We start from the raw sequence: 16,736 nt of genomic DNA, 5'->3' as shown, positions 1-16,736 counted from the left end.
GGGCCCGCAGAGGACTTGCACCTCCAAGTCATCGACCGGATACCATCCAGGTCAAACGGTGCCCTCCCACCACGCGCCATGCCTGGCGCACCAACAAAAAAGCCCCGGACCGAAATCCGGGGCTTTTTCTTGTCTCGGCCTGAGCCAGCGCTCAGATCTTGCCGGCCCGCTGCTGGATCATCATGAACGTGTCGAACGTGTATTCCGACAGCTGCGCCCAGAGGTAGGCATCGCGCTTGAACGCGGTCTGATCCTCGTAGATCTTCTTGAAATACGGGTTGGATGCCGAAATCTCGGCATAGATGCCGAGGGCCGCCTGGAAGCAAGCTTCCAAGATGTCCTGGCTGAAGGGCCGCAGGGTCGCGCCTTCCGATACCAGCTGCTTCAGCGCCGGCGGGTTTTTCACATCGTATTTCGCCATCATGTTGGTGTTGGCAAAGGCACAGGCATCGGTCAGCGCCGCCTGATAGTGCTTCGGCAGGCTGTTCCACTTTTCCAGATTGAAGAAGGCGTGAACGGTCGGACCGCCTTCCCACCAGCCGGGATAGTAGTAGTACTTCGCAACCTTGTGCAGACCGAGCTTCAGATCGTCGTACGGGCCGACGAATTCGGAAGCGTCGATCGTGCCCTTTTCGAGGGCCGGATAGATGTCACCGCCGGCGATCTGCTGTGGAATGACGCCAACCTTGCTGATGACCTGACCGGCAAGACCGGCGATACGCATCTTGACGCCCTTCAGATCGTCAAGCGTATTGATTTCCTTGCGGAACCAGCCGCCCATCTGAGCGCCCGTATTGCCCGCCGGCAGGCCGTAAATGCCCTGCGTGGCGTAGAACTCGTTCATCAGCTTGTTGCCGTTGCCTTCGTAGAACCAGGCATTGGTCAGGCGTCCGTTGAGACCGAACGGGATTGCCGTGCCGATCGCGTAGGTCGGATCCTTGCCGACGAAATAGTAGGAGCAGGTATGCGCTGCCTCGACCGTGCCGGCGCTGACGGCATCAGCCGCCTGCAGGCCCGGAACGATTTCGCCTGCGGCAAAGGGCTGGATGGTGAAGTTACCATCAGTCGCTGCGGCAAGGTGCTTGGAGATATCGTCCGCCGCGCCATAGATCGTATCGAGGCTCTTTGGGAAAGACGACGTCATGCGCCAGGAAATCTTAGGGTTCTCTTGTGCAATGGCGGGCGCCGCCAATGTACCCGCAGCAGCGACCGCGCCGGCCCCGGCGGTTCCTGCTTTCTTCATGAATGAACGACGATCCATCAAAAACCTCCCGTATAGATGGTGCTGCGAGGTGAACCCTCGTCTCTGCCCGCAGCAATGGCGGGAACCTAAGCACGGTGGCGACCGTGTTTCAAGCACTGTCCCATTAGTCTTTGGCATCACGACGGCAATATGGCGCCAAGCGCATTTGCATCAAAATCAGCGAGTTAGGCAAGACACGCCCGAGCAACCGGCCGACAGCGCCGCAATTCCGCCCGCGATTGCGCCGAGACGTTGACTTCCAAGCCGTTCTCGGCTCTCACAATAACGAACCGCATCTACCGACCGGGGTTAAAATGACGAAGCCGATCGTCGCCGTTCCTGCCGATATCCGCACCTTCGACGGTGCCACATGGCACGCCGTCCAGCATCAATATGTCCGCGCTGCGCTGAACGCCGCCGGCGTCATGGCCTTCATCATTCCGGCGTTCGAGGAAGGCTACGGCACGGACGCGATTCTGGACCGCGTCGACGGCGTTCTCGTCTCGGGCTCGGCCAGCAACGTGCACCCGTCTTATTACGGCGCAACGGCGACCGACGCCGACGGGCCCTTCGATATCGCGCGTGACGCCACAAGCCTGCCGCTGATCCGCCGCGCCATCGACCGCGCCATTCCGCTGCTCGCAATCTGCCGCGGCATTCAGGAGCTCAACGTCGCACTGGGCGGCACGCTCGCCAGCGAGATCCAGACCCAGCCGGGCATATGGGATCACCGCACGCCGGCCGAGGTGGACCGTGACGGCAAGTACGCGATCCGCCAGAGCGTCTTCGTCAAGGAAGGCTCCTGCATCGCGGCCATCGTCGGCCCTGGCGAGATTAGGGTGAACTCTCTTCATCGCCAGGCCATCGCCAAGACCGCGCCGCGCCTGCAAGTGGAGGCGGTGGCCGAAGACGGTACGATCGAGGCCGTGTCCGTGACCGATGCTCCGGCCTTTGCGGTCGGGGTTCAATGGCATCCGGAATACTGGGCTGAGACCGACAAGCCATCGAACCAGATCTTCACCGCCTTCGGCGATGCGGTGAGGGGCTACGCTGCAGCCAAACTCTCAAAAGCGGCCGAAAAGACCTCCGCCTGATCGACCCGCAAATCGCCGACGCGTCATCGAGCAACTCACGATGGCAGGGGCCGGCCTGCCCGTTCGCTGACCATGTACGCCGCATACCAGGTGGACCAGTCATCATCGTGCTTGCCGATGCGCTTCTCATGCTCTCCATGGGCGGCCGCCGCCCGGCGCAAAGCTGCCTCAAGATCGGTTGACGACGCAAACAACGTCTCGTCGGCGTCTATTCGGCCAGGCAATCGCGCCGTCACTTCCTGGAACAGCCAGCCGTTGCCATCGGGATCGCTGAACGACGCAAAAGAGGCGTAGCTGCGATGTTCTGGATGCGGTCCCGTCAATCGGGAATTCTCGCCGGCATGATGGAATACGCCGCCAGCATCATGGAACACCTCGCTCACGTCTACGCCATACTTCACAAGTTCGGCGCGAGCCGCCTCGATGTCGGAGACGATAAGATGGAGCCCCTGCGCCGTACCGGGCGCGGCGGCCGTCACATTCTTGCCGAAGATGACGGAGCACGGCGAACCCGGAGGCGTGAATTGAATGACCCGGAAATCGTCGCCCGTGACGACATCGGCGTCGAGCCGCCAACCGAGATTGGCGTAAAACTGCTTGGCACGGTCAACGTCCGACACCGGGACGACGATGACCTCAAGCTTCATGTCGGCCGTCCGCATTGCCGGAGTCCTGACCGTAGTCTCGCTCTGCACAGAAGTATTGCCCATGTTCAGCTCCCTGGTTTGGATACTTTGAGATTGGCAATAAGACCTGGCGAGTGGATCACAGCGGTCACAGGCAGTCGAATCAATTTGTCCCATGCGGGCGCGCGGCAGATCGTTGGCCCTGCCGGATGGCGATAGAGTGACCATGGGCCTGATGAGACTATTCGAATAGGCAGAGAAGCGAGAGCAGGAGCTCTGGCCTTTACCCTCGCATGGCCCATCGCAGGCCGACGGTGACCGCCAAGCCTAGGAGCGGCCATATCGCCCAGAACACCCCATGCCATGCCAGCAGATTGATCATGACGATGCCAATGCCGATGACGACCAATCCGGCAATTCGCTGGTCAAAACGGCTCTGCTTGCGGACCCAGGCCATCGCCGAGACGAAGGCAAGGCCGAGAAGTGGCCATACGGCCCAGAAGACGCCCTGCCACGACACGAGATTGATCGCGATCAAAGCGATGGCGATAACCGCGAACACGCCGCCAATCTTCCGCACCCTCGGACCAAAGGGCTGGCTCGGTTCGGGCGCGGCAGCCGCGGGTAGCGGACGAGCCGGTGGCGCGGGCGCTGTCGACACGTCGTCTCCAATCCGCACAGCATAGCTCGGCACCGCCTCGCTGACGTTCTTCACCGTCAGCGGCCCAAGAAAGTCGAAGCCAACCGCAACCTTGTTGCGGACCTGGTCATAGACCGTGTTGGAAATCACGATGCCACCGGCCGGTGCCGAGGCCTGAAGCCTGGCGGCGATGTTGACGCCATCACCATAAATATCGTCACCCTCGGCGATGACATCGCCGAGGTTGATGCCGATCCGGTGGAGCATCCGTCCCTCCGCCGGCCGGGCAGAATTCATGCCGACGAGCTCGTTCTGGACGTCGATGGCAGCGCGCACCGCTTCGACGACGCTCGGAAATTCGGCAATCAGGCCGTCGCCCCAGGTATTGATCACCCGGCCGCCGTGCGCGCCGATCAGGCGCGACATCGCATCGCGCGACCACTTGAGCATGGCGAGAGTACCCTCCTCGTCGGCGCCCATCAGCCGCGTATAGTCCTGAACATCGGCAGAGAAGATGGTCGTCAGCTTGCGTCGCATTTCGTTCATGACGCTTCGTTCCTAACCATGTTCGATCAGCGAGACCCGGCACGGTTGCAGTGAACAGAACCGGCATCCTGATAGATGTATGCGCACTCCGCTTCGTTCAAGCCGTGCCGCAAGCTTCCGTTTCGCCCGCCCTCAAAGGACCGGTCGATGGGGCCTCACGCCTTTGGCGGCGTCTCCGGCACGGACGTCAAAGGTCTGCCCTTTGCGAACCACTCAACGAGATTATCGACGACCAGATCCGCCATCGCATTGCGCGTCGGCACCGAGCCTGACGCAAGGTGCGGCAGAAGCACGGCGTTCGGCAGATCGAGCAGCGAAGCCGGCACATCAGGCTCGTCGTAGAAAACGTCGAGACCTGCGGCACCGATGGTTCCGGACTTCAGGGCGTGAGCAAGCGCATCCTCATCGACCGTCCAGCCACGCCCGACATTGATGAAAACGCCGTCAGGGCCAAGTGCGGAGAGGATTTCCGCATTGATGGTCTTGTGGGTCTGCGGGGTTTTCGGGACGATGGAAATCAGGGTGTCGACGGCCTCGGCGAGATCCTTCAGCGACGGATAGTAGCCGTATGGCGCATCGGCGTGGCGCGTGCGGGTGTGGTAGCTGATCTTCACCTTGAAGGGCTCCAGGCGCTTGGCGATCTCCTGGCCGATGCGGCCAAGACCGTAGATTCCGACATGCCGCCCCTTCAGGGAAAAACGCGACAGCGGATAGTTCTGTCCTGGCTTCCAGTTACCGGCACGCAGCCAATTTTCCGCACGCGGGAGTTCGCGGATCGTGTTGAGCAACAGCCCGATCGCAGTATCGGCGACCTCGTCGTTCAGCACATCGGGCGTGTTCGTAACGATCACGCCCTTAGTGGCCGCGTGCTTCGCATCAACGCCGTCATAGCCGACGCCGAAGCTGGAGATCAGCTCGACATTCGGAAGGCCGTCGATCGCAGCCGCATCGAACGCGCCCGAGACGGCGACGCCGCGAATCTTGCCCGCGGCCTGCGCGTCAAGCGTCGCCGGATTGGCTTCGATAACGTCAAAGCTCTCCTTCAGGCGCGTCAGGACGCGCTCGTGTATCTTCCCGGGAACGAGAACAGCGATGCGGGACATGGCATTTCCTCTTGGCTTGCTTACGAGCGCGGACGGTGGGGGCTGGTCGACTGGCGGATGCGCATCTCGGGCTTGATGAGATGGAGGCCGTCCGGCTCGTGGCTGCCGGCCAGGCGATCGAGAAGCGCGCGGGCTGCAAGACGTCCGACTTCCGCCTGGCCGTTCCAGACCGTCGTCAGCGCCGGCATCGATATCGACGCTTCCTCGAGATCGTCATAGCCGGTGACGGAGATATCCTTGCCCGGAACGAGACCAGCGCGGGCGATGCCGTTCATCAGGCCGATCGCGACGAGATCGTTCCAGCAGACGGCGGCTGTCGGCTTTTGCGGTAACGACAGGAAATGCACCGCTGCCTCGAAGCCCCCTTGCATCGAGCGTGGGCCGGGAATGCGCAGACCCGGATCCACTTCGATGCCGGCCTTGCGCAGCGCGTTGACGTAGCCTTGATAGCGATCGCGCCCCGTGGACGTCTGGTCGGTGCCGCCGATCATGGCGATCGACCGATGGCCAAGGCCGATCAGATGGTTGGTAGCGAGCGAAATGCCGTAGCTGTCGTCACCACGATAGGTCGGAAGGTCCAATCCGTCCAACGAGCGGGCAACCAGGATCGCCGGCATGCCGTTGTCTTCAGCGAGCTGCATATCCTCCGGTGGTGTGCCGATTGCCGGCGACATGATGACGCCGTCGCCACCGAGCTGCAGCAACGTTTCGATGAAGGTGCGCTGCTTTTCGACGGAGTCGTAATGGTTCGACAGAATGAAGGTGTGCCGGCTGCGATCGAGCTCGCTTTCAATCGCCTTCAGGATTTCTCCATAGAACGGGTTCATGATGTCGTGCACGACGACGCCGATGATGCCGGAGCGGGACGTCCGCAGGCTGGCAGCGCGGCGATTGTAGATATAGCCGAGCGCCCGCGCCTGTTCCTTGATTTTGTCTCGGGTGGCGCCAGCCACGAGCGGGCTGTCACGTAAGGCAAGAGATACGGTTGCTGTGGAAATGCCGAGCGTTTCGGCGATCGTCGAAAGCTTTATCTTTTGAGCCACGTGTCCTCCCCAGGCAACGCGCGGTTTTTCATGCGCCCGACATCAGAAGAGTCGAGCATTATTAAAATGTTTAATTAAAAGATTAAACGCAGCGAGGCAATTCGTAATTTCACAAATCTGTCAGATTTCCTCAGGCTCATCGAGAGGAATGGCGGCGGACTGCAAGTTGCCGTCGATTGCCTTCAACAGACGGACAAGATTGCGGATTTCCTTCTCGGAAAATTCCTGGGTTGCCATCCGGTCGCAGGCCGAGGACGCCATTTCGATTGCCTTGACACTGCCGCGGCCAAGTTCGGTCAGATAGACCTTGGTCAGGCGGGCATCGTCGGCATCCGCCTTGCGCTCGAGGAACCCTTGCGCCTCCATGCGCCCGATCGTGCGTGTCATCGTGGGCGCCTTGACGCCAAGCTTCTGCGCCAGCCCGCCGGCGGTCATCCCGTCACTTTCGGCAAGCAGAAGGATCACGCCGTCCTGGCCGGCATAGAGGCCACTTTCGAGGAGGTTGCGCGACAAGACGGTGCGCATCGACCGAGCCGCCTGCGTCAAAGCCGGCGAAAGATCGACGACTGTATATTCGGTCTGGTCCTTCTTCTTGGACTTCTGCTTCTTTCCGTCCTTGTGCTTCTTCCCCATCGCCATCCCTTTGACTTTGCTGCGTTGCACGCACCTTGCCTGTGCAAGGGAGCCAGAACATTCATAATAGTGTCCCCTAAATCGATTTCGATTTAAGGGGTTATGCGCTAAGCATTGAGAACGCTGCGTTATGACATTGCGCATCATTTCGTCATAAACAAGAGGTCTTAGCCGGATGACGGAGCCTTCTCGCGACTTCGAGGATAACGATCCGAACCTGCCGCCCGCAGACCGCTGCCGATGGATCGCTGTTCTGCCGCTCGGCGCGCGTGAGCAACATGGCCCTCACCTGCCCTTCGAGACCGACACGCTGATCGCCAAGGGCATCGTTGCCCGGCTCAAGGCCACCCTTCCCGCCGCCCTGCCGGTGACGTTCCTACCGACCGAAAATGTCGGCTACTCGGTCGAGCATATGGACGTGAAGGGCACGCAAACGCTGACATATGGCGAGGCCATCGAACGCTGGCTGGGCATTGCCCGAAAGCTCTCCGACATGAGCATTCGTAAACTGGTGATGCTGAATGCCCATGGCGGCAACTCGCCGTTGATGACGATCGTTGCGACGGAAGCTCGCGTCCGTTTCAACATGCTAGCGGTGGCGACGAGCTGGACACGCTTCGGCGTTCCCGCCGGTATCATCTCGCCCGAGGCAAAAGCGATCGACATCCACGGCGGCGACATCGAGACGTCGGTGATGCTGGCGCTTCACCCTGATAAGGTCGACGTGACCAAGGCCGCTGACTTCCCGTCCCGCCAGTCCGACTTTGCCGCCCGCTTCAAACATTTGCGTGCTTACGGCCCACATGCCTTCGGATGGAAAATGTCGGATCTCAGCCCATCAGGCGTGGCAGGCAACGCATCGCTGGCGACAGCGGAAAAAGGCGAGGCACTGATTGCACATTCCGTAAAGGGGTTGGTCGAACTGCTGCAGGACGTCGACGCATTCGACGCAGCAGAGCTTGATTGAAAACCATCCCGTCGCGATGTGATCTTATAACATACAAAACCCTTTGAACTGCCGCTCGCAACTCCTTATATGTGACCGACCAATTTTCAGCCCCGCCCCCGGGCGTGCCATCTCTCGAGGTTCTTATGACCGACGCGATCCCCACCCAGCAGAAGCCAATTCCGGTTACCGTTCTCACCGGCTACCTCGGCGCCGGCAAGACCACCTTGCTCAACCGCATCCTGTCGGAGAACCACGGCAAGAAGTATGCAGTCATCGTCAACGAGTTCGGCGAGATCGGCATCGACAACGACCTCATCGTCGAATCCGACGAAGAGATCTACGAAATGAACAATGGTTGTGTCTGTTGCACCGTGCGCGGCGACCTGATCCGCGTCGTCGAAGGCCTGATGCGCCGCCCCGGCCGTTTCGACGGCATCATCGTTGAAACGACGGGCCTGGCCGATCCGGTTCCGGTCGCCCAGACCTTCTTCATGGATGACGACGTGCGCGCCAAGACGGAACTCGACGCCGTTGTTGCCCTCGTCGACGCCAAGCATCTGCCGCTGCGCCTGAAGGACAGCCGCGAGGCCGAAGACCAGATCGCCTTTGCCGACGTCGTCCTGATCAACAAGACCGACCTCGTAACACCGGAAGAGCTGGCGCAGATCGAAGACATCGTCCACGCCATCAATCCCTCGGCGCGCGTCTACAAGACGAGCCGCTCCGGTGTCGATCTCGCACGTGTTCTCGATCAGGGTGCCTTCAATCTGGAGCGCGCGCTGGAAAACGATCCGCACTTCCTCGATCATGACCACGACGATCACGTCTGCGGTCCGGATTGCGATCATGACCACCATCATCACCATGCGCATGATCACGACCACGATCATGACCATCACCACCATGATCACGACCATGACCACCATCATCATGGCGCCATGTCGCCGATCCATGACGTGACGGTGCAGTCGGTCTCGCTGCGCGGCGGTGAAATGAACCCTGAACGGTTCTTCCCCTGGATCCAGAAGGTCACGCAGACGCAGGGGCCGAACATCCTGCGCCTCAAGGGCATCATCGCCTTCAAGGACGATGCGGAACGCTATGTCGTGCAGGGCGTGCACATGATCGTCGAAGGCGATCACCAGCGCCCGTGGAAGGACGGTGAGAAGCATGAGACCCGGCTCGTCTTCATCGGCCGCGAACTCGATCGCGAAAAGCTCGAAGCCTCCTTCAAGGCGTGCGAGGCGGCAGCCTGATGCCGACAGTTGCCCCGTTCGATCTCGACGGCCATATCCTGGCCGTCGAATTTTTAGGTGACACCCCTTTCTTCGCCAATGCCGCCGGCACCTTCCACCGTCTCGATGGCGGCGAGAAGGTGAGCGAAGCCCATCAGGGCATGCTGAGCTGCATCCGAGATCCCTACAGCGAGAGCCTGATCTCCGGCGGCGAGGACGGCAAGGTGCTGCGCATCGCGGCCGACGCCGGCGTGACCGAGCTTGCCAGCGCGCCGCGCAAGTGGATTTCGCAGCTTGCCGCCGGCCCGCAGGGCGCCGTCGCCTATTCTTATGGCAAGAGCGCTTTCGTGCGCCTCGCCGACGGCACGACCAAGGAATTTACCGAAGAGCGCACCGTCGAAGGCCTCGCCTTTGCCCCGAAGGGCATGCGCATTGCCGCTGCGCGCTATAATGGCGTGTCGCTGCATTGGGTCGGGACCGCTGCCAAGCCCGTCGATCTCGAATGGAAAGGCGCCCACACCGGCGTCACTTTCTCGCCGGATGGTAATTTCCTCGTCACCATGATGCAGGAGAATGCGCTGCATGGCTGGAAGCTCGACGCCAAGGCCGGCGCCGAGACCCGCCACATGCGCATGACGGGCTACCCGGCCAAGGTGAAATCGCTCTCCTGGTCGGCGAAGGGCAAATGGCTTGCCTCCTCAGGCGCGCCGGCCGCGATCGTCTGGCCGTTCCAGGGCAAGGACGGCCCGATGGGCAAGGCACCGCTCGAACTCGGCACCCGCGCCAACATCATGGCGACCTCGGTGAAGTTCCACCCTGTCGAAGACATCCTGGCGATCGGTTTCATCGACGGCATGATCCTCGCTGTGCGCATTGCCGACAGCAAGGAAGCGCTGCTGCGCCGCCCTGGCAAGGGCGCGATTACCTCGATGAGCTGGAGCAAGAACGGCAAGCTGCTGGCCTTCGCGTCCGAAGCCGGCGATTGTGGCGTGGTCGATATCGCAGCCTAGGCAAGAGCGTGCCGCCCAAAAATACCGGCTCGAGGTGAGGGATAGCCGAGGCTCCGCAAGGGCAGTGGTGCCTCGTCACCTTTTGCGAAGAGGCCTCGCCGCCACCGCACACTGCTCAGGCGGCCTGCTCACCCTCCGACGCTTCGACGCGGTTTCGGCCCCGGCGTTTGGAGGCATATAGCGCCTCATCCGCCTTTCGCAGAAGCTGTTCGAAATCGACATCTGTCTCGCCGGAAGTGGCAACGCCGATGCTGAGGGTCGGAAAGACTGTCAGCCCCGGGACCTGCCCAACGGCCGCTGAAAACGCCAGCCTCATGCTTTCGGCGGTCTGCACCGCCTCGGCATCGGTTATGTCCTTCAGAACGGCCAGGAACTCGTCGCCGCCCTGACGGGACAGCAGATCGCTGGGCCGCAACATCGTCTGCGCCACTCGGGCAAAGAGCCGCAATATGTCGTCGCCCAACACATGGCCGTGTTGGTCGTTCAACTGTTTGAAATTGTCGATATCGATGGCGAGCAGCGCAAACGACTGCGCTCGCTTGAATGGCAGGCGTTGGGCCAGACCGCCGCGATTGAGCGCGCCGGTCAGCGGATCACGATGCGCCAGATCGATGAGCTTGTTCCTGCTGCGCTCGGCGGCCATCAGGACAATCACGACGCTGCGCAGAGCGAAGAAGACCACCGCCGTGGCACCCATCCATCCATGAACAACACTATCGCCGAAGGCGCCCGGTCCGGCGATCTGGCCGGATGCCGCAAACAGACTACGAGCCAGGAAGATCGCCGCGGTCGGCGCATAGAGCCAGGCAAGCAGCCCGGCCGAGAACAGCTTCTCGCGCCGGTGAATGGCGGCGCCTTCCCGCAAGATCGCAAGATCACAGAGGCAGCATACGATTGAAACATAGAAGATACGGGCTGACACCGTGGCGGGATCGACCGTGAAAAGCAGAACGGGCAAGCTGACGCCGGCAACGGCAAGCGCACAGTAGCGTTTGTCGACAAGCCGCTCCGCAAAAACGCGAACGGAAACGAATGTCAGGAGGTAACCGGCGATTGTCACGACGTTGCCGACGTCAAGGGAGACGAACGAGGGAACGAAATTCCGCAGCGAAACGCACAAGGAGCCAATACCGATCAGGAGATTGCTGATGCCCCACCATGCCGGCCAGCGTCCAAAGCGGCCGGTCCCATACGCCGCGAGATGCACGCTACCGAGCACGAGGCATGTCATGGCCGAAACGACGTAGATCGTTCTCAGGTCCAGTATCATTTCGGGCGCTCTCCAACCTATGGCCGGCGCACCTTATAACCGCGCTGTTGAATTTTGTTTTTACAGCTCGCTCGCTTTTTAACGATGGGCCGAAATCGCTCATCAGGTTGGGCGAATGGCTGCAATAATCTCGGCCAAAAGGCCGTGCAGGGCATCCCGGTAGCCGGTGCGTGCGGACGGGCCGCTCTCGTCCGATGTCATCACGACCGTCATGCCGAATGAGGGCACGATGTAGAGCATCTGGCCGCCGTAACCCCAGGCGAAGTGGACCTCTTCGCCGCCGATCTGCCGCGAGAACCAGCCGTAGCCATAGTCGTCGCCGGAGAAGCGGGAATTGGTGCGGTGCTGCCACGACTGCGCGATCCAGTCCGCCGGTACCACCTGCGTGCCGTCAGCCGTCCTGCCGCCGTTGCGGTAGAGCTCGCCGAAAGCCAGCAGCGAGCGAGCCGTCATCGCCATCTGGTTGCCGCCGAGATAGATACCCTGCGGATCCCGCTCCCACGCGCCGATTCGGAAACCGTCGACCGGCCCGAGCCATTCGCGAGCCAGAGCCAACGTCGATTTCCCGCCGACCTTCGTCAGGATCGCCGAGAGAAGGTGAGTGGAAGCGGTCGAATAGAGCATCTGACCGCCGGGCTCGTCGTCGAAAGGCTGGGCAAGTGCGAAACGCACCCAATTGCGCGAGGCGACCCAGCGGCCGTAGTTCGGACCTGACAGACGACCAAGCCCCGCCTGCATGGAGAGCAGGTTGCCGATGGTAATCTGGTTGAGCCGCGGATCGGGATCGGCAGGCAGGTCGGCTTTCAGAATGGATGCAATCTTCTGCTCCGGCCCTGCGAGCAGCCCCTTGTCGATTGCAATGCCGACGAGGCTGGAGACAATCGACTTGGACGCGGACTTGATGTTGACGGATTCGCTCGCCGTGTGGCCGCGATAGCCTTGCTCCGCGACAGTCCGCCCATCCCTGGCGACGATCACCGTCTTCAGCGGTTTCAAATCCGCGCGTGACGATAACCTCCCGAGGAGAACCGCCGTCCGGTCATTCTCCGGCTGCGCGACGGCAGCAAATGGGGACAGCAGAAGAACGACGAAAAAAGCGAGGCGCGTGATCATCCCGCTGAACTAGCGTAGGCGCGCCGCGAAATCATCGCTCGCCCGGCGCGGCTCACGCGGACGTGAAAGTTTATGGTCGGCCGCCGTCGGCGATCGCGAAGCGACACTGCAGGCATAGCCGCGTTCACGGGGCAAGCCGAAGTGCCGCGTTGAGCCATTGCTCCGCGACGGCAACCCAACGGGATGGGCAGACGGCTGAGGTATTGCTGTATGATGTGTCAGGCTGCTCCGCCTGCCCGACCGCATCCGGCTTGCCGGCTTGACCAGCACGGGCAGGAACGTCTCCCGACCTGGCTTCTCCGGCTGGATTACCCGCCCCGACGGCGTGAGACCCACCTTCTGCGGCCGCCGTCGAGCGCAGAAATATGAACGGTGGACGCACGGTTCATGAACCCGGCTCCCTGCCCGACGACAAGCCGATCATAGATCAGCCTGCACCGCGCGCGGAAAACTTCTGCCGAAATTTTCATCTAAATGATTGAAATAATTGCAGATCCACGAGAACAAACCATGAATATAATACTCACCGCGCCGAAACTCAGGTGTTGCTAAAATATCATTAATTTTAGCTCTCACAGTTTTTTGTTCATCTGGCGTTCAGAAAACTCTTTGGAAAGCCACTTTTTGAGCCCACATTGAACTCCTGAGAATAGGAGTGCATGAATGATTCTAAGGGCCACTGCCGCAGCGACTATATTCGCGGTCTATGCTTTCACGATGTTCTTCATCGCCGCTATACCTGAAAATGTCGTTCAGACTGCCGGAACACAATTGATCGACGCAAGCGTCGTGAAGTGATCGAAGCCTAAGGGGGCAAGCAGTCGTAAAAGTTTAGGCTACGCGTTCGCCGGTCTTCCGGCGCCTCTAAACTTGATTTCCGAAACCGGGAAAAAAGGCCTCTCCCCGTCGGGGAGAGGCTGTGCCGATCACGCCGCCCTGCGGACCGGCGCGCTTGCCAGCATCCGTCCCGAGGGAACGATCATGCCGGCAGCACCGTCAAGCCAGCCTTCGGTGAGCTCCAGCGCCAGGAAGCGCGAGCGTTCGAAGGGACCCGGCATGACGAGATGTTGAGCCTTCTCGGCAAAAAAGCCGAACCGCTCGTAGTAAGGGGCATCGCCGACGAGCAGGATCGCACCGTGCCCACGGTTTTTCGCTTCCAGAACGGCAGCGCGCATCAGCGCCGAGCCGACGCCCTTGCCTTCGAAGCTGGAATCGACTGCCAGCGGTCCGAGCAGCAATGCATTGATCGGCGCGCCCTCGGCATTGACGCCAGCCTCGACATTCCACAGACGCACGGTGCCGATGACATGGCCGTCACGATCACGCGCAACCAGCGCCAGACCTTCCGCCGGAACGCGACCGCGGCGGATCTTCTCCGACGACTTCTTGCGACGGTTCGGGCCCATGACGCGATCGAGCAAATTCTCGCGCGCCACGACATCGCCGGCATTTTCGGCGTCGATGGTGAAAACAGAAGGCGCAAAGAATGCGCGGACAGCATCAAGAACAGCGGCCATCGTGGCCTCCCGTACCCAAAACCGTTATGAGCGGCGATTGATATGAATTGTGAGAGTGCCGCCCCGGCTGGTTACGGGGCGAGCTCCATTAGATGACGTAGGCCTTCAGCGGCTCGAAGCCGTTGAACGCGACCGCCGAGTAGGTGGTCGTGTAGGCGCCGGTGCCCTCGATCAGGATCTCGTCGCCGATCGAAAGAGAGATCGGCAGCGGATAGAGATTCTTTTCATACAGCACGTCGGCCGAATCGCAGGTCGGGCCGGCAATTACGCAAGGCTCCATTTCGTCGCCGTCGCGCTCGGTGCGGATCGGGTAGCGAATGGCTTCGTCCATCGTTTCGGCGAGACCGCCGAACTTGCCGATGTCGAGGAACACCCAGCGGGCAGCGTCGTTGTCCGACTTCTTCGAGATCAGCACGACTTCCGTCTTGATGACACCGGCGTTGCCGACCATGCCGCGACCCGGCTCGATGATCGTCTTCGGAATCTGGTTGCCGAAGTGATCACGCAGGCTCTGGTAGATCGCACGACCGTAAGCTTCCGCCGACGGAACGTCGCGCAGATACTTGGTCGGGAAGCCGCCGCCCATGTTGACCATCTGCAGGTGGATACCCTGCTTGGCCAGCTGAACGAAGACGCGCTTGGCATCGGAAAGCGCCGCATCCCAGGCATCGACCTTGGTCATCTGCGAGCCGACATGGAACGATACGCCGTAGGACTCGAGGCCCAGCTGGTGCGCGTAGACAAGAACGTCGACGGCCATCTGCGGCACGCAGCCGAACTTGCGCGATAGCGGCCATTCAGCACCTTCGCCATCCGTCAGAACGCGGCAGAACACGCGGGCGCCGGGAGCGGCACGCGAGATCTTCTCGACTTCCTCGTGGCTGTCGACCGCAAAGAGGCTGATGCCGAGCGCATGCGCGCGGGCAACGTCGCGTTCCTTCTTGATCGTATTGCCGTAAGAAATACGGGCAGCGGTCGCACCGGCGTTGAGCGCCATTTCGATTTCAGCGACAGACGCGCAATCGAAGTTGGAACCCATGTCGGCGAGCAGCTTCAGGACCTCAGGAGCCGGGTTTGCCTTGACGGCATAGTAGATCGCGCTGTCCGGCATCGCATGGCGGAAAGCAGAGAAGTTGTCGCGCACGACGTCGAGGTCGACCACGAGGCAGGGACCATCGGGACGTCGGGTTGCGAGAAAGTCGCGGATGCGCTGGGTGGTCATATCAATCCCTCTTCCAATTCCAGAGCTCCGGGAAACCCGGAGGACAAAGGGCAACCAATCACTCGCATAGGAACCAGCCGGTGGAGACCCCGGAACCTTAGCAAGCGCTTGGATCGCGCAAATGATGAATCAACGCCGCATAAGCGACATGGATCCGGCTTTGTCTGCCATGGATTGGAGGGAGAATCCCAACCGCACTTCCGGCAATGAAGGTGTGCCTCTTCAGTAACCCCCGCTGATGGAAAGCAGGGAGAGAACAAAAAGGCCCGCACCGTCGTTGCTTCAGGCGTCCTCGCATTTTCCGGTTGGCCGGAATAGCGACTGGAGGGGTTAATTCCAGGTACCTTACCGATTTCCTCACCAATTCGAGGGTTCGGCGGACACCCATGGGCACGTGCGACTTTGGGCTGACCACGAGATAGGAATATTCACCGTCATAATCAAGCGGTTTTTTCGCATCTCCCGGCAGAAAATAATTGAACAATACACCGCAATTTGTTCAACGTGGTGAAACGGCAAGCAAGCAATTGATTTGACTGCCGGTTCGACGCGCTCGGAGACATCAGCCATGGACACACTCACCCGCATCCGCGCCTTCATCGATGTCGTTGAAGCAGAAGGCTTTTCGGCCGCGGCGCGGCGCACCGGCCGTTCCAAGGCGCTGCTGTCCAAATACGTGCGTGAATTGGAGGACGAACTCGGTGCCCTGCTGCTGAACCGCACCACCCGCCAGTTCTCCATGACCGAAGCCGGTCACACCTACTATCGTACTGCTTCCGATATCCTCAAGGAGATCGACAACCTCGCCGATCTCGTGCGCGAGAATAATGCGCAATTGAAAGGCCGGTTGAAGATCTCGGTGCCACGCACCTTTGTCGATGCCGATGTCGGACAATCGCTGATCGATTTCGCCAAGGAAAACCCCGATCTCGCCCTCGATATCGCGGCCGACGACAGGTTCGTCGATCTGATCGAGGAAGGCTTCGACGTCGCGATCCGCGTGACCAAGCTCGAGGACTCTGGCATGATCGCCCGCAAGATTTCGGATTTCCGCGTCCATCTTTGCGCAACGTCAGATTTCATAGAGCGTCATCCCGATCTCGCCCACCCCTCGGATCTCTCGAACGTCCCCTTCATCATCGACACCAACTCGCGCAGTCAGGGCAGCATCCGTTTCTACAATCCGGACAACAGCTCCTTCGCGGTTGCCGTCGCCGGCCCCATGGAAGTCAACAGCCCGCATGCGACGCTGCGCGCGGCGCTTGCCGGCATTGGCGTTGCGCTGATCCCTGATTTCATCGCCCGCAAGCCGATCGAAGACGGAGAGCTGGTGACGCTGTTCAACGATTACATTCCGACCGATCGCGGCATCTATGCCGTTTATCCGCACCGGCGCTATCTGCCGGCCAAGGTGCGAATCTTCGTCGATTATCTTCACAATTGGTTCAGGAAGCACCCCTGATCGGCCGGGCGCTCCGCGCTGGTCCCAATT

General features: G+C 60.8%; 16 protein-coding genes. 6 read left to right on the top strand and 10 right to left on the bottom strand.

All coding sequences use genetic code 11. The features are described from left to right. Positions 1 to 151: 151 nt before the first annotated feature. Positions 152 to 1,261 carry a TRAP transporter substrate-binding protein gene (locus tag FHT71_RS27770; protein WP_183722926.1) on the bottom strand — a complete coding sequence of 370 codons (1,110 nt, stop codon included), beginning with the start codon at positions 1,259 to 1,261 and terminating at the stop codon, positions 152 to 154. Positions 1,262 to 1,557: 296 nt separating this feature from the next. Between FHT71_RS27770 and FHT71_RS27765 the strand changes: the two genes are divergently transcribed. Then, a complete protein-coding gene (locus tag FHT71_RS27765; protein ID WP_132589124.1) occupies positions 1,558 to 2,337 on the top strand; it encodes a gamma-glutamyl-gamma-aminobutyrate hydrolase family protein in 780 nt (259 codons plus the stop codon). A 35-nt stretch (positions 2,338 to 2,372) separates the two neighbouring features. On the opposite strand, the gene FHT71_RS27760 is transcribed toward FHT71_RS27765, so the two are convergent. From FHT71_RS27760 to FHT71_RS27740, 5 genes are all read right to left on the bottom strand, one after another. Next, complete coding sequence (locus FHT71_RS27760) at positions 2,373 to 3,047, bottom strand: VOC family protein (protein WP_183722924.1); 675 nt, start codon at positions 3,045 to 3,047, stop codon at positions 2,373 to 2,375. A 199-nt stretch (positions 3,048 to 3,246) separates the two neighbouring features. Then, complete coding sequence (locus FHT71_RS27755) at positions 3,247 to 4,149, bottom strand: adenylate/guanylate cyclase domain-containing protein (RefSeq protein WP_132589122.1); 903 nt, start codon at positions 4,147 to 4,149, stop codon at positions 3,247 to 3,249. A gap of 155 nt (positions 4,150 to 4,304) precedes the next feature. Then, positions 4,305 to 5,252, bottom strand: coding sequence for a 2-hydroxyacid dehydrogenase (locus FHT71_RS27750; protein ID WP_132589121.1), 948 nt, complete (start codon positions 5,250 to 5,252; stop codon positions 4,305 to 4,307). A gap of 20 nt (positions 5,253 to 5,272) precedes the next feature. Continuing rightward, complete coding sequence (locus FHT71_RS27745) at positions 5,273 to 6,295, bottom strand: LacI family DNA-binding transcriptional regulator (protein WP_007802861.1); 1,023 nt, start codon at positions 6,293 to 6,295, stop codon at positions 5,273 to 5,275. 120 nt (positions 6,296 to 6,415) lie between these two features. Further along, positions 6,416 to 6,934, bottom strand: a complete 519-nt coding sequence (locus FHT71_RS27740; protein WP_132589227.1) for a MarR family winged helix-turn-helix transcriptional regulator — start codon at positions 6,932 to 6,934, stop codon at positions 6,416 to 6,418. Positions 6,935 to 7,103: 169 nt separating this feature from the next. On the opposite strand from FHT71_RS27740, the gene FHT71_RS27735 reads away from it, so the two are divergent. The 3 genes from FHT71_RS27735 (at position 7,104) to FHT71_RS27725 (ending at position 10,122) form a co-directional block, all read left to right on the top strand. Beyond that, positions 7,104 to 7,895: a creatininase family protein gene (locus tag FHT71_RS27735; protein WP_132589120.1), complete on the top strand. Its 792-nt coding sequence runs from the start codon at positions 7,104 to 7,106 to the stop codon at positions 7,893 to 7,895. Positions 7,896 to 8,020: 125 nt separating this feature from the next. Beyond that, positions 8,021 to 9,133 (top strand): GTP-binding protein, encoded by a 1,113-nt coding sequence (locus FHT71_RS27730; RefSeq protein ID WP_007802875.1) that lies wholly within the window; start codon positions 8,021 to 8,023, stop codon positions 9,131 to 9,133. Beyond that, positions 9,133 to 10,122: a WD40 repeat domain-containing protein gene (locus tag FHT71_RS27725; RefSeq protein WP_132589119.1), complete on the top strand. Its 990-nt coding sequence runs from the start codon at positions 9,133 to 9,135 to the stop codon at positions 10,120 to 10,122. The genes FHT71_RS27730 and FHT71_RS27725 overlap by 1 nt, the downstream gene beginning before the upstream one ends. A 115-nt stretch (positions 10,123 to 10,237) precedes the next feature. Here FHT71_RS27725 and FHT71_RS27720 read toward each other — a convergent pair whose 3' ends face one another. Together FHT71_RS27720 and FHT71_RS27715 are read right to left on the bottom strand one after the other, a co-directional pair. Then, positions 10,238 to 11,392: a GGDEF domain-containing protein gene (locus FHT71_RS27720; RefSeq protein WP_132589118.1), complete on the bottom strand. Its 1,155-nt coding sequence runs from the start codon at positions 11,390 to 11,392 to the stop codon at positions 10,238 to 10,240. 102 nt (positions 11,393 to 11,494) lie between these two features. Continuing rightward, on the bottom strand, positions 11,495 to 12,505 hold the full coding sequence (locus FHT71_RS27715) for a serine hydrolase (protein ID WP_183722922.1): 1,011 nt from the start codon (positions 12,503 to 12,505) through the stop codon (positions 11,495 to 11,497). 663 nt (positions 12,506 to 13,168) lie between these two features. Between FHT71_RS27715 and FHT71_RS32205 the strand changes: the two genes are divergently transcribed. Further along, the gene (locus FHT71_RS32205) at positions 13,169 to 13,303 is read left to right on the top strand and encodes a hypothetical protein (protein WP_007802883.1); all 135 of its coding nucleotides are present in this window, start codon (positions 13,169 to 13,171) and stop codon (positions 13,301 to 13,303) included. Positions 13,304 to 13,431: 128 nt separating this feature from the next. Here the strand turns inward: FHT71_RS32205 and FHT71_RS27710 are convergent, their stop codons facing one another. After that, positions 13,432 to 14,022, bottom strand: coding sequence for an N-acetyltransferase (locus FHT71_RS27710; RefSeq protein WP_132589116.1), 591 nt, complete (start codon positions 14,020 to 14,022; stop codon positions 13,432 to 13,434). 88 nt (positions 14,023 to 14,110) lie between these two features. Beyond that, positions 14,111 to 15,244 carry an ornithine/lysine decarboxylase gene (gene odc2 / locus FHT71_RS27705; protein WP_007802889.1) on the bottom strand — a complete coding sequence of 378 codons (1,134 nt, stop codon included), beginning with the start codon at positions 15,242 to 15,244 and terminating at the stop codon, positions 14,111 to 14,113. Positions 15,245 to 15,812: 568 nt separating this feature from the next. On the opposite strand from odc2, the gene FHT71_RS27700 reads away from it, so the two are divergent. Next, on the top strand, positions 15,813 to 16,706 hold the full coding sequence (locus FHT71_RS27700) for a LysR family transcriptional regulator (protein WP_132589115.1): 894 nt from the start codon (positions 15,813 to 15,815) through the stop codon (positions 16,704 to 16,706). The last annotated feature ends 30 nt before the right edge of the window (positions 16,707 to 16,736 follow it).

Origin of the sequence: Rhizobium sp. BK060 (genome assembly GCF_014193145.1) — a bacterium.
Lineage (GTDB): Bacteria > Pseudomonadota > Alphaproteobacteria > Rhizobiales > Rhizobiaceae > Rhizobium.
Note: the sequence above shows the minus strand (reverse complement) of the source record. Positions and strands in the feature narration are given on the sequence as shown.

Coding starts and splice junctions, on each gene's coding strand:
- FHT71_RS27770 (WP_183722926.1), bottom strand. CDS start 1,261: ATGGATCGTCGTTCATTCATGAAGAAAGCAGGAACCGCCGGGGCCGGC.
- FHT71_RS27765 (WP_132589124.1), top strand. CDS start 1,558: ATGACGAAGCCGATCGTCGCCGTTCCTGCCGATATCCGCACCTTCGAC.
- FHT71_RS27760 (WP_183722924.1), bottom strand. CDS start 3,047: ATGGGCAATACTTCTGTGCAGAGCGAGACTACGGTCAGGACTCCGGCA.
- FHT71_RS27755 (WP_132589122.1), bottom strand. CDS start 4,149: ATGAACGAAATGCGACGCAAGCTGACGACCATCTTCTCTGCCGATGTT.
- FHT71_RS27750 (WP_132589121.1), bottom strand. CDS start 5,252: ATGTCCCGCATCGCTGTTCTCGTTCCCGGGAAGATACACGAGCGCGTC.
- FHT71_RS27740 (WP_132589227.1), bottom strand. CDS start 6,934: ATGGCGATGGGGAAGAAGCACAAGGACGGAAAGAAGCAGAAGTCCAAG.
- FHT71_RS27735 (WP_132589120.1), top strand. CDS start 7,104: ATGACGGAGCCTTCTCGCGACTTCGAGGATAACGATCCGAACCTGCCG.
- FHT71_RS27730 (WP_007802875.1), top strand. CDS start 8,021: ATGACCGACGCGATCCCCACCCAGCAGAAGCCAATTCCGGTTACCGTT.
- FHT71_RS27725 (WP_132589119.1), top strand. CDS start 9,133: ATGCCGACAGTTGCCCCGTTCGATCTCGACGGCCATATCCTGGCCGTC.
- FHT71_RS27720 (WP_132589118.1), bottom strand. CDS start 11,392: ATGATACTGGACCTGAGAACGATCTACGTCGTTTCGGCCATGACATGC.
- FHT71_RS27715 (WP_183722922.1), bottom strand. CDS start 12,505: ATGATCACGCGCCTCGCTTTTTTCGTCGTTCTTCTGCTGTCCCCATTT.
- FHT71_RS32205 (WP_007802883.1), top strand. CDS start 13,169: ATGATTCTAAGGGCCACTGCCGCAGCGACTATATTCGCGGTCTATGCT.
- FHT71_RS27710 (WP_132589116.1), bottom strand. CDS start 14,022: ATGGCCGCTGTTCTTGATGCTGTCCGCGCATTCTTTGCGCCTTCTGTT.
- odc2 (WP_007802889.1), bottom strand. CDS start 15,244: ATGACCACCCAGCGCATCCGCGACTTTCTCGCAACCCGACGTCCCGAT.
- FHT71_RS27700 (WP_132589115.1), top strand. CDS start 15,813: ATGGACACACTCACCCGCATCCGCGCCTTCATCGATGTCGTTGAAGCA.